Source organism: Streptomyces sp. B21-105 (assembly GCF_036898465.1).
Taxonomy (GTDB): Bacteria; Actinomycetota; Actinomycetes; order Streptomycetales; family Streptomycetaceae; genus Streptomyces.
This window is the reverse complement of the sequence record NZ_JARUMJ010000001.1, coordinates 7,440,007-7,455,264: the sequence shown is the minus strand read 5'-3', so window position 1 is coordinate 7,455,264 and position 15,258 is coordinate 7,440,007. Positions and strand designations below refer to the sequence as shown.

8 protein-coding genes are annotated in these 15,258 nt (G+C 69.1%); 3 read left to right on the top strand and 5 right to left on the bottom strand.

The window, feature by feature from the left end:
- Position 1: 1 nt before the first annotated feature.
- Positions 2-1,414 (bottom strand): RICIN domain-containing protein, encoded by a 1,413-nt coding sequence (locus QA802_RS33405; RefSeq protein ID WP_334530654.1) that lies wholly within the window; start codon positions 1,412-1,414, stop codon positions 2-4.
- Positions 1,415-1,791: 377 nt separating this feature from the next.
- Here QA802_RS33405 and QA802_RS33400 point away from each other — a divergent pair, with 377 nt between their 5' ends.
- From QA802_RS33400 to QA802_RS33390, 3 genes are all read left to right on the top strand, one after another.
- A complete protein-coding gene (locus QA802_RS33400; RefSeq protein ID WP_334530652.1) occupies positions 1,792-3,975 on the top strand; it encodes an autotransporter-associated beta strand repeat-containing protein in 2,184 nt (727 codons plus the stop codon).
- Positions 3,976-4,043: 68 nt separating this feature from the next.
- Entirely contained in the window at positions 4,044-4,985 is a 942-nt protein-coding gene (gene mmuM, locus QA802_RS33395) for a homocysteine S-methyltransferase (RefSeq protein WP_334530649.1), read from the top strand.
- A 92-nt stretch (positions 4,986-5,077) separates the two neighbouring features.
- Positions 5,078-6,175, top strand: a complete 1,098-nt coding sequence (locus tag QA802_RS33390) for a LacI family DNA-binding transcriptional regulator (protein WP_334530647.1) — start codon at positions 5,078-5,080, stop codon at positions 6,173-6,175.
- 440 nt (positions 6,176-6,615) lie between these two features.
- On the opposite strand, the gene QA802_RS33385 is transcribed toward QA802_RS33390, so the two are convergent.
- From QA802_RS33385 to QA802_RS33370, 4 genes are all read right to left on the bottom strand, one after another.
- Positions 6,616-8,361 (bottom strand): carboxylesterase/lipase family protein, encoded by a 1,746-nt coding sequence (locus QA802_RS33385; RefSeq protein WP_334530644.1) that lies wholly within the window; start codon positions 8,359-8,361, stop codon positions 6,616-6,618.
- Between the two features lie 101 nt (positions 8,362-8,462).
- Positions 8,463-9,710: an alginate lyase family protein gene (locus QA802_RS33380; protein ID WP_334530641.1), complete on the bottom strand. Its 1,248-nt coding sequence runs from the start codon at positions 9,708-9,710 to the stop codon at positions 8,463-8,465.
- Between the two features lie 71 nt (positions 9,711-9,781).
- Positions 9,782-12,919: an alginate lyase family protein gene (locus QA802_RS33375; protein ID WP_334530638.1), complete on the bottom strand. Its 3,138-nt coding sequence runs from the start codon at positions 12,917-12,919 to the stop codon at positions 9,782-9,784.
- Positions 12,916-14,436 carry a glycosyl hydrolase family 28 protein gene (locus QA802_RS33370; RefSeq protein WP_334530635.1) on the bottom strand — a complete coding sequence of 507 codons (1,521 nt, stop codon included), beginning with the start codon at positions 14,434-14,436 and terminating at the stop codon, positions 12,916-12,918. The genes QA802_RS33375 and QA802_RS33370 overlap by 4 nt, the downstream gene beginning before the upstream one ends.
- Positions 14,437-15,258: the final 822 nt, after the last annotated feature.

The following is a 15,258-nucleotide window of genomic DNA, read 5'->3' as shown; positions in this document are numbered from 1 at the left end:
GTCAGGAACTGCGCGTCCACTGTTGGTTGGTACCTCCGTTGCAGGCGTACGTGATGATCGCCGCGGAGTTGGCGGTGGACGCGCCGTTCACGTCAAGGCACTTTCCGCTCGCGCGCGACGTGATGTTCACGTAGCTGCCCGAGGTCGTCAGCGACCACTGCTGAGCGGTGGCCGAGGCATTGCAGTCCTCCTGGCTCACCGTGCCCGCGTTCTCCCGCACGCACAGCGAACTGCTGCGGACGACCAACTGGTAGTAACCGCTTCCGACCGACTTGAACCAGTACTTCTGGTTGTTGCCGCCGTTGCAGTCGTACTGCTTGATCTGGGCTCCCGCCCAGAGCGACTGACTGGTGACGTCCGCGCACCTGCCGCTGTGCCGGGCGACCAGGGTGTTGTAGGCGGCGCTCGTGCCAGTGACGGTCCCGGTGACGGTGTCGACCGTCACCTCGGGGGTCCAGGACATCGACAGCGAGGTGGACGTGGGGAAGGTCAGCGGCAGCCAGACGTAGCGGGAGTCGTTGACGGTGCCGCCGAAGGAGTTGCCCCAGCGGTCGCCCAGATACAGGTAGGAGGTGCCCGAGGTCCCCTGGACGGGAAGGACGTACGCGGTCTGCGTGCCGAACGTCGTCGCATCGCCGACGTTCGTCATGCCCGTCCAGGGACCGGCGAGGGAGGTGGCCGTCGCGTACTGCTGCTGGTTGGGGTTCCAGCCGGTGGCGCCCGAGGTGAGCATGAAGTAGACGCCGTTGCGCTTGAACAGCGCCGGCGCCTCGCGATGGCCGTTGTGCCAGGGATCGGCGACAAGGTTTGCGATACCGGTGTAGTCGGCAGTCAGCCGGTAGATCTGCAGGTCGTAGTTCTCGCGCGCCGCCGAGACCATGTACCCGGCGCCGTCACTGTCCACGAAGACCGTGATGTCGCGCGACATGTGCTGACCGAGCGGCCGGAAGCTGCCCTGCCAGGTGTAGTCACCGTCGGCGGTGTCCGACACGGCGACTGCGGCACGCGCTTCGCTGTAGTCCGTCCCGTTCTCCTTGTGCATCCACATCACGAACTTGCCGGTGGAGGCGTTGTAGACGACCTTCGGACGTTCGATGTTGGCGGAGGACAGCTCGGACGCGCTCGACTGGGTCAGCACGTGGTTGCGGAACTCCCAGTTCTTCAGGTCGGTGGAACGATAGGCGTCCACGTACCGGAACGTGTTGTCGGCGTTACGGTCCTCGCCGAACCAGTAGTAGTAGGAGCCGACTTTGAGGACCCCGCCGCCGTGGGCGTGCAGGGGACTACCTGAGGTGTCCTTGAACTGCGTGCCGTTGGCGAGCGTCACGGGTGCCGCCTGGGCCGGTCCCGCCAGGGTGAGAGCGCCGATCAGCGCCAGACAGAGGGCGAGCAGGGTCGCGTACGCACGTCTCATCTCACAGGCTCTCTTTCATGGTGTCGGCGACCGGAACGCCGAACTCTGAGGCGCCGTCCCCGTCCGACGCGGGGCCCGGAACCGGATGCGGCGCAGGGCCTGCGGGTCGGCGCGGTGAGGGGAGGGCGGGGTTGCGGTACACGCAGCGCCTCTCGACGACAGAGGAAGGATCGGAACTGCGAACAAGATGTGGAATGACGAACGCCGAAAAGGTACGGGCGTGTTACGAGCAGGTCAACGGGTCTGACGTGACTTGCTAGAAAGCCCTTTCCGGAACCGTTCCTCGCGGAACCGCGTTTCCCGGAGCGGAAGAGGCCTGCCTGCGCTCCGAGAGGAAAGTTTGTGTTATCGCCGTCTCGCCCATCCGTCTCCGATGTGTGCGCAGCCCTTTCCCCACCTCAGCAGCGGTCCTCGGCGTCCTCACGGCGGTCGCGGCCCTCTTGGTCACTGCTCCCCCCGCCGCGGCCGCCGGACCCCGGGACGTCACCGCCGACGTCCTCGCCGACCGGGACGTGAACCTCGCCGGCGACACGGTGGTCACCGTGCCCGCCGGAACGACGACTTACGACGGCGCTTTCCGCGGCCAGGGAACGCTCACCGTGCGAGGCGTCGGTACGCTCGTGCTGACCAGGGACAGCGACTTCACCCTGCCCACGTCCCGCCGCAGGCAGGTGGTGCGCACACAGGGCGGAAACCACCCGTACACGACGGTCAGCAACCCCGACCCGCCCGCCATCACCGTCGCCCGCGGGGCGACCTTGCAGTACGGGACCGGCAAGGGCACGGGCCTGATCGGGCATTTCCCCTACGCCACGCCCGGCTATCGGCTCAACGAGCTCAACGTCCGCGTCGACGGCACGCTCCGGCTGTCGCTGACCCGCACGTTCAACATCGGCACGATCAGCGGGTCGGGTCTGGTCACCCAGCCCCGGAACATGTGGGGGACGCTCGATCTGGCGGGCACCCACCCCTTTTCCGGAGTCATCGACAACGGTACGGGCATGGCGGCGGGCCGCCCCGAGTTCCCGGTCTCGCTGCCCGACGCCCGAGCGATCGTCAACCAGGGATCCTGGATCATCGACACCCCACTGAACCGGACGATCACTCTGCGCCAGGACTTCTACCAGCGGGCGTACGGCAGCGACGTCAACGTCCACACACGGCCCGGCAGCAAGGTCATCCTGACCGGTCAATACAGCTACAGCGACCAGGGCGGGGACACCGACCCCTCGCTCAGCGATCCGGACATCAACTGGCGTCCGGTGGCGCACCAGTTGAACAAGCGCGGCACCAACATCGAAGGTGCGAACGTGCAGTGGGGCGACGGCACCACGCACAAAATCTTCATGCCGGGAACAAAAGACACCGTATACATCAACATGCACGAGGCCAGCGGACGGCGGTCCCTGCTGACGTTCGACTACAACGGGCCGGTCACTCTCGGCGCGCCGATCGGCGGTGGCAGGTACCACGACACCCTGGCCGCGCCCGGCGCCGGTGACGTCGTCATCGCGGGAACAAAGGGAAACGACGTCACCTTCGCCGCCGACCAGCATTACGACGGTTCGACGACGGTGCAGAAGGGCGCGGTCCTGCGGCTGGGGTCGGCGCAGGGGGACGGTTCACTGCTCACGGGCACCGACCGACGTCGCATCGTGAACGACGGCACGCTCGTCGTGCGTAACGCGAAGAAGGCGATCTCGTTGTCCCGGCTCGGCGGCAGCGGTTCGCTCGTCCAGTCGGGAGCCGCCACGACGACCCTCACGGGGCCCGCGGTGACATACACCGGGACGACGACGATCAGTCAGGGAACGCTCGCGCTCGAGAGCGGGGCAAGCCTCGTCAACAGCAGGGTGGTGCGGCTGACGTCCGCGGCGGCGCGGCTGGACACCGGCGGCTCGCCGCTGCGGGTGATGAGCACCCTCAGTGGCAAGGGCACCGTGAAAGGGGCGGTGACGAACGAGGGTGTCGTCACCGGCGGGCTGACGGTCACCGCCGGCTACACGCAGACCGACAAGGGCCAACTCGTGCTCACGGACAAACCCTTGAAAACCGGCGGCAAGGTCACTCTGCGGGGCGGACTCGACCTGTCGGCCGCGGGAGCGGCCGCCGAGGCGAACAGCGCGGGGGCCGCTCCCACACACAGCGAGGGCGCTTCCCGGGCGCCGTCCGCCTCGTCCCGTGCGGCCCTCCGTGAGATCCGCGTCCTGGAGCACACCGGCAACGGGCCGACCACGGGCACGTTCGACGGGCTGCGCGAGGGTGCCGAGGTGAAACTCGCCGACACCGTTTACCGGATCAGCTACACAGGCGGAGACGGAAACGACGTCGTCCTGACCACCACCCGAGCGAGCACCTCGGCGCGTGCGCACGGACAGGCCTCGTCGGGCGTCGTGACGGCCGACGAGCGCGGTACCGCAGCGGCCCAGGGCGACGCGTTCGGCTGGTGGCCGTACGTGCTGGCAGCCGGCCTGCTCGGCGGGCTGCTGTTCCCGGCGACCAAGCGCACGCGCGGCACCGGACGCCGTCGAGGCGGGCGGCGAGCGGCGCACGGGCGGTGAGCGGGGGGGAACTGTTCATGGACTGGACCCGTCGGGCCGTCCCCCCGCTCTTCGACTAGCGTCGTGACATGACCAGCGACACCCCTGCCCCGCGCACGGAGACCACCCTCGCCGCCGCTCTTGCCGCCGGCACCGTCGTCCTCGACGGCGGCATGTCGAACCAGTTGGAGTCCGCCGGGCATGATCTCAGCGACGAACTGTGGTCGGCACGACTTCTGGCGGAGCACCCCGAGGCGATCACCGAGGCGCACCTCGCCTACTTCGAAGCGGGTGCGAACGTAGCGATCACCTCGAGTTACCAGGCAACGTTCGAGGGCTTCGCCAAACGGGGGATCGATCACGAGGAGGCAGCCCGGCTGCTCTCGCGGAGCGTGGAACTGGCCCGGGACGCCGCTCGGCGGGCCCGGACCACAGGGGTCGCGCACCCGTTGTGGGTGGCCGCTTCGGTCGGGCCGTACGGCGCGATGCTCGCGGACGGTTCCGAGTACCGGGGCCGCTACGGACTGAGCGCCGCGGACCTGGAACGTTTCCACCGGCCGCGCCTGGAGGTTCTGGCCGCCACGGAGCCTGACGTACTCGCTCTCGAAACGGTACCCGACGCCGACGAGGCCGAAGCGCTGTTGCGCGCGGTGCGCGGGCTGGGCGTGCCCGCCTGGTTGTCGTACTCCATCGACGGTGACCGTACCCGGGCCGGGCAGCCGTTGGAGGAGGCGTTCGCACCGGCCGCGGATGCGGACGAGGTGATCGCGGTCGGCGTGAACTGCTGCGACCCCGGCGACGTCGACGCCGCCGTGGCGACAGCGGCACGCGTGACGGGCAAGCCGGTCGTCGTGTATCCGAACAGCGGCGAGACTTGGGACGCCGAGGCGCGCGCCTGGGTCGGACGCTCCACTTTCGCCCCCGAACAGGTCCTGGCCTGGCGGCAGTCCGGGGCCCGGCTGATCGGAGGCTGCTGCCGGGTCGGCCCGGACGCGGTCACCTCCATCGCCCGGACACTGACGTCCACATAGCCCTCCTGGCGAGTGCTCCGCCACTGCTAGCCTCCGCTCGGGAAGACGGTTGCTGCCGGATTTCCGTAGGAGGCGGGGGCAGGGGGAGCGGGATGACGAGGAAACCTGCGGAAACAGCACGCAGCACCATTCGGGACGTAGCGGCCCGTGCGGGGGTGTCCGCGGCAACCGTGTCACGCGTGCTCGGCGGCGTCTATCCGGTGAGCGCGGAGACCCGCAGACGGGTACTGCGGGCCGTGGGCGAGCTCGACTACGTCGCCGACGCGCGGGCCAAGGCTGTCGCGGGGGCCGGCACGCCGACACTGGCCTTCGTGTTGGAGGACATCACCGGACCGTCGTTCGCGCACAAGGCGCACGGCGTGGAACGCGAGGCACACCGGCTGGGACACCTGTGCCTGGTGTGCAGCACGGAGGGAGACTTGCGGCACGAGCTGGACTTCGTGGAGACCATGCGAGCCCAGCGCGCTTCCGCCGTGATCCTGGTCGGCGGGGCCGCCGACACTCCGGAGTACCGCAAGCGCACTCGCCGCATCGCCGACTCGCTGGCGTCCGCAGGATCGCGGCTGGTGCTGTGCGGCCGTCCGCCGCTCGGCCCCGGGGCGCCTGTGACCGTCGTCGAATACGACAACGAGGGGGGCGCCTTCGCCCTGGTCTCGCATGTTCTGACCCAGGGGCACCAGCGGGTGCTGTTTCTCGGCGGAAAACCGAACCACGCCACGGCGCTCGGTCGCGAATGCGGTTACACACAGGCCCATCGGGCGCGGGGCATCGAGGTCGACCCGGCGCTGATCCTGCACGGCGACTTCACCCGCGACTCGGGGCATCGCCTGCTGCGCGCGGCTCTGAAGCAGCAGCTGCGCTTCACGGCCGTGGTCGCCGCCACCGACATGGTCGCCATCGGCGCCCTGGCCGCCCTGCACGAGGCAGGCCTGAACGTGCCCGGTGATGTTTCACTGACCGGCTACGACGATATTCCGTTCGCCCGTGAACTGCGCCCCGCCCTCACCACGGTCCATGTCCCCTACGAAGAGCTGGGCCGCCTCGCCGTACGCACCGTGTTGGGCCGCACACCCGACGCACCGAACGAGCACCTGCTTCTGGGCACACACGTCGTGGTGCGGGACTCGGTGGCGGGCGTCGGGGCGGGGTCCTCCGCGATGCGGTCGGGCGGAGCGACCCAGCAGGCCTGAATGACAGGTCGGGTGAGGGTGAGCGTTCCGACGGCCCCGGACCTCACGATGCGAGAAGAGAGGAACGGCTGTCCCGCTGGTCCGGCACCACGGCACTGCAACCGGGGGCGGGGGGCACCCCGACCGGGCGGTGCGGAACACGAACGCCGTCCAGGCGCCGGCACCAGCGTGAGCGTCGGCGTCGGGAGCGGGGAAGGCACCGCGCTCAAAGCCCTCAGGGGTCGGGCAACGGCTGCCGAGAGTTCCCAGAAACGGCTTCCCTGCCAGATCGTCACAGCAGGCCAGACTGCCAGGCCAGGTCGAGTCGGGTCGGACTGCCGAGCGTCGACAGTACGACCTCCGCCTGGTCCGCTCGACGGAAACAGTGCCCTCGCCCGCCGGTCCGCCGTCCACGGCACCCGGTGTGGTGTCGGCAAGGCCGTCCTCCCCTCCGGTTGCGGTCAGCGTTCCCTCGTCCCCCCGGTGGCTCGGCGCAGTCGGCGTACCGTCGACCTCAGCTCTGTGCCGCGTAGGGACGGTCCAGCGAGCGAGGGATCGGCAATCGGCGTCCCGTCGAGCGGTTCCTCCGGGAGGGCGGCCTGCGGTGACGGCGTCGTCCACAGCGCCAGCTCGCGGTCGCGTACGCCGTGTGCGGTGTACGCCGAGCCGTCGGCTCCGGGCGGCGCCCCGTCCTCATCCTTCGGCAGACGAGCGGCGTCGCTCTCCCCGAAGATCCGCACCGGATGCGTCGCGTTCCAGGCCTCCCACCCTGGGTCCCCGGTCGCCGCGAAGCGCGTCCACGCCCCGTGCATCGCGTCGGCCAGTTCCTGGGAAACCCCTTCCCCGGCCAGTTTCGCGGACTCCGCCGTCTCGCCGGTGTCGAAGACGAAGCCCAGTTCGAGTGCGTGGCAGGCGCCGAGGCCGGGACGGAGCGAGGGCCAGGCGAACTCGTACACGTACGACGTCCCGGGGCGGGCGTCGGCCAGGCTTCGCAGGGGGAGCCGCAGCAGCCTGTCCGTGACCATCTGCCCGACGACCTCGGCGGTGCCGGCCCCGGGGTGCAGCGCACGGTAGCCGCGCGGCACCTCGGGGCCGCAGTGGCAGCGGGCCATCGCGCCCGCGAGAGCAACGGCGCCGAGTCGGTCGACGCGCTCCAGCAGCCCGCCGGGCACCAGCCAGAGCCGGTACTCGTCCCGTGTCCAGCCCAGCAGCAGGTCGATGCCAGGGGCGACCTCCCCGTCGAGGAGTGCCTGCAGTGGGTCGCGCGGCACGAGATCGCCGTCGACGACGATGCCGAAGGCGGGCCCGCCCAGCACCGGGCTGCTGAGCCTGCCGACCTCGGCCTGGGCGCGCAGCAGCAGGTCCCGGTCTACGGTTGCGAAGGCCTCCGCGGTGGCGGGGATCTTCAGCCGGGCGGCCATCCGGCGCACCATACGGCGGACCTTGTCCCGTTCGAGGGCCTCGGGCGGCCCGCTCTGCAGGACGGCCCGCCGGAACAGGCCCTGTGCCTGCGGGGCCGCGATCAGGGCGCCGACGCTGATGGCTCCGGCGGACTGTCCCGCCAGGGTGACCCTGTCGGGGTCGCCGCCGAAGGCCCCGACCGAGCGGTGAACCCATTCCAGGGCGGCGAGCTGGTCTCGCAGACCGGGATTGGCGGGCGCGTCCGGAAACAGTCCGTAGCCTTCCACTCCCAGTCGGTAGTTGATCGATACGAAAACGATTCCGTCGCGTGCGAAGTGGCGCCCGTCATACACCGGAACCGCCGAGGAGCCCCTGGTCAGCGCGCCGCCGTGCAGCCAAACGACGACGGGCAGCCGTACGCCGGGGCAGGGCTCGGGGGTCCAGACGTTGAGGTTGAGGCAGTCCTCGCCCGGCACGGCGGGGTCGGACAGATACTGGGCGAAGGCGTCGGAGTACGGCGGTTTCGGCGGTGTCGGGCCGAAGGCTCCCGCGTCGCGCACGCCGTTCCACGGTTCGGGCGGCACCGGTGGTCTGAACCGCCGGGGGCCGAAGGGGGGCGACGCGTAGGGGATCCCCCGGAACACGGCGATCCCGTGCTCGTATCTTCCGCGCACGACCCCGTAAGGGGTGCGCACGACGGGAGCTGCGTCGGCGTCGGGAAGGCGGGCGGCGTCGGGGCCGCGGGCGGAGACGGGGACGGGCCCCTCTCGGGCCTTGCCCGCAGGATTCGTCCGGTCTGCTGCCATTTGCCCACCAGCCCTTCGCCGCGCTCGCGCACCGGTATGACCAGAGCACCACAACAGCGCCCGGTATTCCGGTGCACGAGCCGGTGGGAGAGCTATTTGAGCTATTTGGCGTACATCAGGGTGCCGAAGCCGAGCTGGTCGTAGCCTCCGCTGGCGGCCCCGTAATCCCCTCCGCCGCCTTCGGGGGCGACGGAGGAGCACATGCGGGATATGTACTTGTCGTCCAGGGACAGGCGTCCGTGGTAGTGGTAGTGCAGCATGGCCCACACCGGGCGGACCTGCCCGCGGGACGTTGCGGAAACGACGGTCTGCGTGTTCCGTGCGCAGTTCTGGCCGCTGCCCCAGGTGTAGGTGGTGAACGGCACCTCGTTGCCGAGGTTGTACTTGGCGACGTACTGAGCGGCCTTCATGAAGCGCCTGCCGTCGTACGCGTACAGGTCCTCGCCCTGGTTCCAGGCCATCTCGCAGAGTGCGCCCAACTGGCCCAAGCCCAGGACGGTGTGCGCCTGGTCGCGGCCCGACTCCTGCCACTGGCCGAGGCCGTAGCCGTCAGCGTCGGTGTACAGGTACGGCACTGCGTGAACGAGGGAGCCGTTTCCGGCGCCGGACTTGGCGTAGGAAACAGCCTGGTCGAACTTGGCGGCGTCGTCGTTGAGGATCCCGATGGCCATGATGGAGGCCATGTTGCAGAGGTCCCAGTTGGCCCAGTAGTTCGTGATACAGGCGTCGTTGTGGTGGGTCAGGAAACTGTTGTTGAGCGGGTAGAAGACCTTGATCAGCATCTCCTGGAGGGCTGCCAGGTCGAAGCCGGCGTAATCCCGCAGGAGTTCTGCCGCGTTGGCGAGCTGCCAGCCGTAGAGACCGGAGGCGAGGAAACGGTCGGCGTTGCCGGTTACGGACGTCAGGGTCGTGGCCCAGGCGTTGAGGATGTTCGCGGCGCATCGCGCGTTGGCCTCGGTGCCCGCGATCCGCCAGCGCAGGGCGTTCTGGTAGGCGGCGGCGATGTCGTTGTAGAGAAGGCTGTAGTTCTCTCCGGTGCCGCCGCGGACGATCGTCGCCGTCGCCCTGGGCGTCCAGGTGGACCGGGAGTGGGCGTTGGCGGTGAGCCTGTTCCAACCGGACAGCCACGGGTCGTCGCCCGCGGCGACCCTGACCCTGGCGCGGTTGATGTCGCCGGCGTTGTGCAGCATGCCCGGGTGGGTGAAAGCGGCGGGCGCCGCGTCCGCCGGGCCCGCGCCGGTGGCGGCGCCCGCTCCGAGGGCGAGCGCCGCGGTGAACCCGCCTGCGGTTCTCAGCAGGCCGCGGCGGCTCAACGGGGGGTGGTCCTGGTGGGGGGATGTGCGGGTCATGGGATGCAGCTCCCGTCGTGGGGGATCCGTGGGGTGGATCCGTGGGGTGGATCCGTGGGGGATCCACGTGGTCATCCCGAGGTGACGATCACCTCGCCGAACCGTGCGGTGCCGAGGACCTGCGGGTTGCGTGAGCAGACCGCGAGGCCCACGTAGTAGGGGGCGTCGCCGAAGCCGGGGACCACGCCCTCGGCGAGGGGGGACCAGGTGACGCCGTCATCGGTGGAGACGTAGGCGATGAAAGCGGTTCCCGTGCGCTTCAGTCGCAGCAGGACGGGAAGCCGGACGTCGGTCGTGCCGGAGAACACGGAGGCGCCGGCCACCGTGGGCCGCAGCATGAGCTGCGCGGTCGTGCCACCGGTGACGATCAGGCCGGCCGCCTGGTCGAACGGTGACAGCGATTTGGTCATCAGCAGGCCTACGCGGTCGGTGGGCGCTCCCTCCCGGGACAGCAGCCGCGCGGTGAGCGTGCAGTCGCCGGAGACGGTCCGGCGGGCGAACTGTGCTGTCATACCCTGCGAGTTGACGTTGAGGTCGGTGCCTGCGCCGCGCACGGCGAATGTCTCGTCGTCGTACGACGTGTCGCCGGGCGTGAGAACGGCCACGACACCGAGGGTCGCGTAGTCCCGTTGGTCCCGGACGACGTCGCCGAGATCTCCGTGCGTCCAGGGAGCCGGCAAAGGGGCGGACGGAGAAGCGGACGTGGCGGGCGTCTCCTGGTCCGGCGGTACGGGGAGAGGCGGTGCGATGACGGCACATGCCCCTGAACGAGGCCCCATACCAGTGGAGTTGGTCTTGGCGACGGCGTAGTGATACGTCGATCCCGGGGCGCCGCTCGCATCGGTGTACCGGATACGGGCACCGAATCCCACGGGACCGACATCGGAGGCGATCGCCCGGAAGGGTCCATGGGCGCGTGAGGCGCGCAGCACGGTGTAGCGGGCGGAGAGGTCGGGATCGGTCCAGGTGAGCCGGACTCTCTCCCCGTCTCGGGGCGTGGCGCGCAGGTCTGCGGCGGTACGGGTGGGGCGGGGTGTGCTCCAGACGTCCCTGTCGGCACCGGTGACGCTTACGTTGTCGAAGGCGCCGGTGCCCGTCTCGGCGTAGGTCTCGCCGATGCCGAGACAGGAAGTGAAGGTGAGGCCGGCGTAGGCGGAGAGCGGCACACCGTCCAGCTCGGTCGTGCCGACGACGGTCCACTTCAGGCCGTCGGCGGAGATGGCTCCCGTGAAGCGCCGTCCCTTCCGGGTCACCCGCACCCAGTAAGGCGTCCGCAACCGGTATCCGTCGCCCGCGCCCTCCACGTGGGGAGCTTCCAGCGGGGTGGCGGACTCCGGTAGCGCGCCGAGGTCGGAGATCGGGAACGAGGCCTTCTGAGTGATCGCTTCCTGCTGGGACGGTGGCACGGGCGTGCTCCCGGTGGACGACACCGCGGCCCCGGTGCGGGGCCGGACGGTCCACACCCCGCTCCAGGTGTACAGGGGCAACCCCTGGATCAGCATCGAGGCGTGCGCGGCGTCCGCCTCGAGCGATGCGCGGACGGTGACGCCGATCTTGGAGTATTGGGAGCTGAGCGGCCACACGATCCGGGCGGTGACCGAGCCGTCGCCGCGCAGCGGCAGGTGGACGAGGCGACAGGCGTCGGGGCCGCCGGAGGCCTCCAGCAGGAACCGCTCGCCGTCGAAGGCGGCCGAGCCTGCGACGGCGACGGTGCCGACATCAGTGGCCGACCAGGGGGCCGGGAGTCCGGCGAGTGCCGACACGACAGCCGAACTGGCGCTGATTCCGGAAGAGTTGGAGGCGACGACGCGGTAGTGGAAGAGGCGTCCGGGGCGTACGTCGGTGTCGGAGTACCCGGGCTTCGTCACGTCGGTCGCGAGGGGGGTGTAGGGGCCGGCGGGCACCGAGGCACGCAGGACTGTGTATCCGGTCGCCCAGGCGGAGGGCAGCCAGGTGATGCTGACGGCCCGTTCCTCCCCCAAGGCCGTGACGCCGGCTGGGGGCGCGGGGACGGTCGGCGTGGGGGCCGTCGCGCCCGCGTAGGCGAAGCTGCCCCAACCGGGAAGGTCGTCGTTGCTGCCCTCGACGACCCGGGCGCCTCCGGGCCCACGGAAGACGGCCGCCTCGGTGAACGGTGCCGCCGAACCCCGGACGCCCGCGTAGTGCGCGAGGTACATCTCGTAGATGGGGGGCAGGGAGCCGCGCCCGGTCGCGGAAACAGTTTTCTTGATGTATTTGCCGGTGCGGTCGAGGTCGGGGATGAAGGGAACGTCACCGCCGAGGTTGTAGCGGGCGGCGTACTCGGCGTTGGCGAGAATGCGGTTGCCGTCGTGACCCCACAGGTCGACGCCCTGATTCCAGGCCACTTGTGCGGCGTCTCCCATGAGGCCCACGGCGAGCTGCTCGTGCCCCTGGTCGCGGCCGCTCTCCTGGCCTTGACCGATCGCCGTGACGACACGGTGGGACACGCTGCCGTTGCCCGCGCCGGCTGCGGCGAAGCGCAGGGCGTCTTCGAAGAGGACGCGCTCCTCGCAGAACACACCGATGGCGAGAATGGACTGAATGGCCGTCAGGTCCCAGTTGCCGTTGGCGTAGAGCATGTATCCGGAGATCGCCGGATACCAGACGTCCAGAAGCGACTCCTCGCATCGCGCGACGTCCGCGTTCGCCCAGCCGTCGTACCCGGTGTGCCGAAGCAGTTCGGCCGCGTTGACGAACTTGAAGGCCTGCAGGCCGGCACCGAGCGGCCCGTCGGCTCCCGTGACGACCCGCAGCGAGGCGGACCATGCGTTGAGGATGTCACGAGCCTTGTCGGCATGGGCGCGGTCGCCTGTGACGGCCCACAGCAGCGCGTTCTGGTAGGCCGCGGCCGAGTCGGAGACGGCCTGGTTCATGAAGTTGGTGGGACCACGGCCCCAGGAGGTGATCTGGCCTGTGTTCTGGACGTTGTACGCGGCCTGCGAACGGCTGTGTGCGGTGAGGGCGAGAAAACCGTCGTAAACGGGCGCCTGCCGACGGGCGACCGCGGACCTCATACGGGCGAGATCGGCCGCGCTGTGCAGCAGCCCGGGGTGGGCGAAGGCGGTTCCGTAAGTGTCGTCGTGCGCTCCCGCCGCCCTCGCCGCCGGCGCGTAGAGGGAGTTCGTGCCTGCGGCGAGCAGCAGGGCCGTGGTGGACTTCAGCAGGCCGCGGCGGCTGACCGGGCTCACTGCGCCGCCTCCGCCTCGGCGGTGGTCAGGAACTTCAGGTTGAGCACGTGCTCGTTGGCGAACCACTGCATGGCGTCGGTCGTGTAGTACCAGCTGGGCTTCTTCATCGAGTCCGCGACGACCTGCCCGTTGATCACCAGATTCTCGAAGGTCACGTTCTTGATGGCGTGTTCGGCGTCGTAGCCGAGGAAGAGGGACGGGTTGGCGTGCGTGCCCGTGTAGGTGAGGTTCTTGACGTACACGTCCTCGATGCCGCGGCCGACCGAGGTGTTGTACTTCGTGTTGTACATGATCCGCATGTGGATGACCTGGCCCCACCGGAAGTCCTCGATCCGTACGTCCTCGATGCGGACGTTCTTGACGAGGTTGGAGTCGCCGGGGTTCAGGGCGATGCATCCTTGGTAGCCCATCTGCGGCTCACGGTGGTCGAGGATGTCGACGTTTCTGATGACGAGGTTTTCGATCACCTCAGGGGCGTCGGTGTTACCGTGTGTCCCGACGTTGACGGGGTGCGCGACGTCCGCCCACAGGGTGCAGTTCTGGATGGTGATGTTCTTGGTGTCGCCGTAGTAGTCCCAGCGGTGTGCGTAGATCGCGAAGCAGTCGTCCGAGTTGCGCATGAAACATCCGTCGAAGACGATTCCGCTCGAGGAAAAGACGTCGAAACCGTCTCCGTTGCCCTTCGAGCTGAATGATCTGGCCTTGGTGACGTGGACATTCTCGCTCTCTGCGAATGTGCCCGCGTAGCCGTTGGGGTTCATGATGATGACGTCCTGGACCCGGATGTCTTTGCTCCCCTCGCAGAGGATCCCCCCAGGGCCGGCGTACAACATGCCGTGGCCGGAGAGGGCCGCCTTCTCCACGTCCTTGAAGTAGACCTGCGCGGTGAGGACGGCGCCGCCCGCGAGATGCACGGTCTTCCCGCTGGGCACGGTGAGGACGTTCCCGGCAACCGTGTGCACGCCGGGACCGAAATAGATCACGTCGGGATCGTCCGCGCACGGCGGATGCGGGTCGATGCGATTGGTGATGACGTGCAGGCAGTCGAAGATCTCGTCATTGATCTGGACGACGACGTCACGGGGCTCGTCGAGGGTGAATCTGAGTGTGTCGCCGAGGAGTTCGGGCACGATGCCCAGGGCGCGGGGCCGCACCCCGGTCTTGGTGGCGCCGCCCTTGAGATAGGTGATCTCGAGTTCCACGGAGCCTCGGAAGTCGAAGTACACCATCGACGTGCTGTAGACCTTGCCGGAGCCGGTGGTGGCGTTGATCTCCTCCAGTTGGGGCCGGTAGATGTCCAGGGTCTGCCACGTGCCGCTCGGGGCGGGACGCACCCGGACCTTGAAGCTGACGTTGGTCGGCAGGGTGGCGGGGCGCGGGTAGGTGACCAGTTTCGATGCGGAGTCGTCGGCGTCCGCGTGAGCCGCCGTGGCGGTGAGACCGCCGGAGAGGCCAGTGGCGAGCACGGTGGCTCCGGCGGCCGTGAGGGCGGTGCGGCGGGACAGAGGCGTGTTCATACGGGACTCCTTGCAACAGATCGGTAAGGGGTTGCTCGGGGCATGTGAGCACGGGCACGTAGAAGCCGGTTGTCGGCATATCGGCGACGCCATCGCGCTGGGCCGGGGAGCGGCCTCGGGGCGGGCGCGGCCCGCACCACCGTGGCGATCTTGATGTCGAGGCCCTTTCGGGCCCGGGTGTCAGCTCCGGAAAGACGTCGTGCATCTTGCCCGAAAGGGAGCAGCGCTCCCTTGCCCAGGTGCCCTCGTGCTTGACCGGGCCGGGGTTGACCCCGAGCTTGAAGTCGGCAGGTGGCTCAGCACGGTCGGCACCCGCAGGGGACGGCCGACGCCCGCCGTCGAGGCGGCCACAGTGCCGACCGCCACCGTCCGGACCGACCCTGGCCGTTGGAAGGAGCACCGACGTGGGAGCGCATGAGACGTCCTCTTTCTGGCGCAGGGACGAGAGGAGTGGGGAGAGGTTCGGGCCCCGCAAGCAAGGCAGGTGGCCGGCAAGGACCGTAGTAACAAGTAGGAACCGGTTGCTACGCCCCGCTGGCCAGAGCTTGTTCCGGCCAAGGTGGCCCGTCAAGGGGCCTGGCAGATTTTCGAAAATGCTTCGCGACCTCCGATGTCCACTCCAGCCGCGCAGCCGTGCTCGTGTCTGCTTTCTGGGCTACCCCTCTGAACTGCAGTGATGTGTCCTCACGCGCAGAAACCCGACGCGGAAACGATCGAGTGGGTCGTAGCAGTGCTGCGGTCAGCTTTCGATGGACGGGCAGAAACCGGTTGTGAGCATGGGGTATCTATCGCTCTCAGCGCGCAGATCCGTACATGGGAGGG

What these genes read in the sequence shown, in the direction of transcription:
- QA802_RS33390 (WP_334530647.1), top strand. Translation starts at nt 5,078, where the DNA reads ATGACGAGGAAACCTGCGGAAACAGCACGCAGCACCATTCGGGACGTA.
- QA802_RS33370 (WP_334530635.1), bottom strand. Translation starts at nt 14,436, where the DNA reads ATGAACACGCCTCTGTCCCGCCGCACCGCCCTCACGGCCGCCGGAGCC.
- mmuM (WP_334530649.1), top strand. Translation starts at nt 4,044, where the DNA reads ATGACCAGCGACACCCCTGCCCCGCGCACGGAGACCACCCTCGCCGCC.
- QA802_RS33405 (WP_334530654.1), bottom strand. Translation starts at nt 1,414, where the DNA reads ATGAGACGTGCGTACGCGACCCTGCTCGCCCTCTGTCTGGCGCTGATC.
- QA802_RS33380 (WP_334530641.1), bottom strand. Translation starts at nt 9,710, where the DNA reads ATGACCCGCACATCCCCCCACCAGGACCACCCCCCGTTGAGCCGCCGC.
- QA802_RS33385 (WP_334530644.1), bottom strand. Translation starts at nt 8,361, where the DNA reads ATGGCAGCAGACCGGACGAATCCTGCGGGCAAGGCCCGAGAGGGGCCC.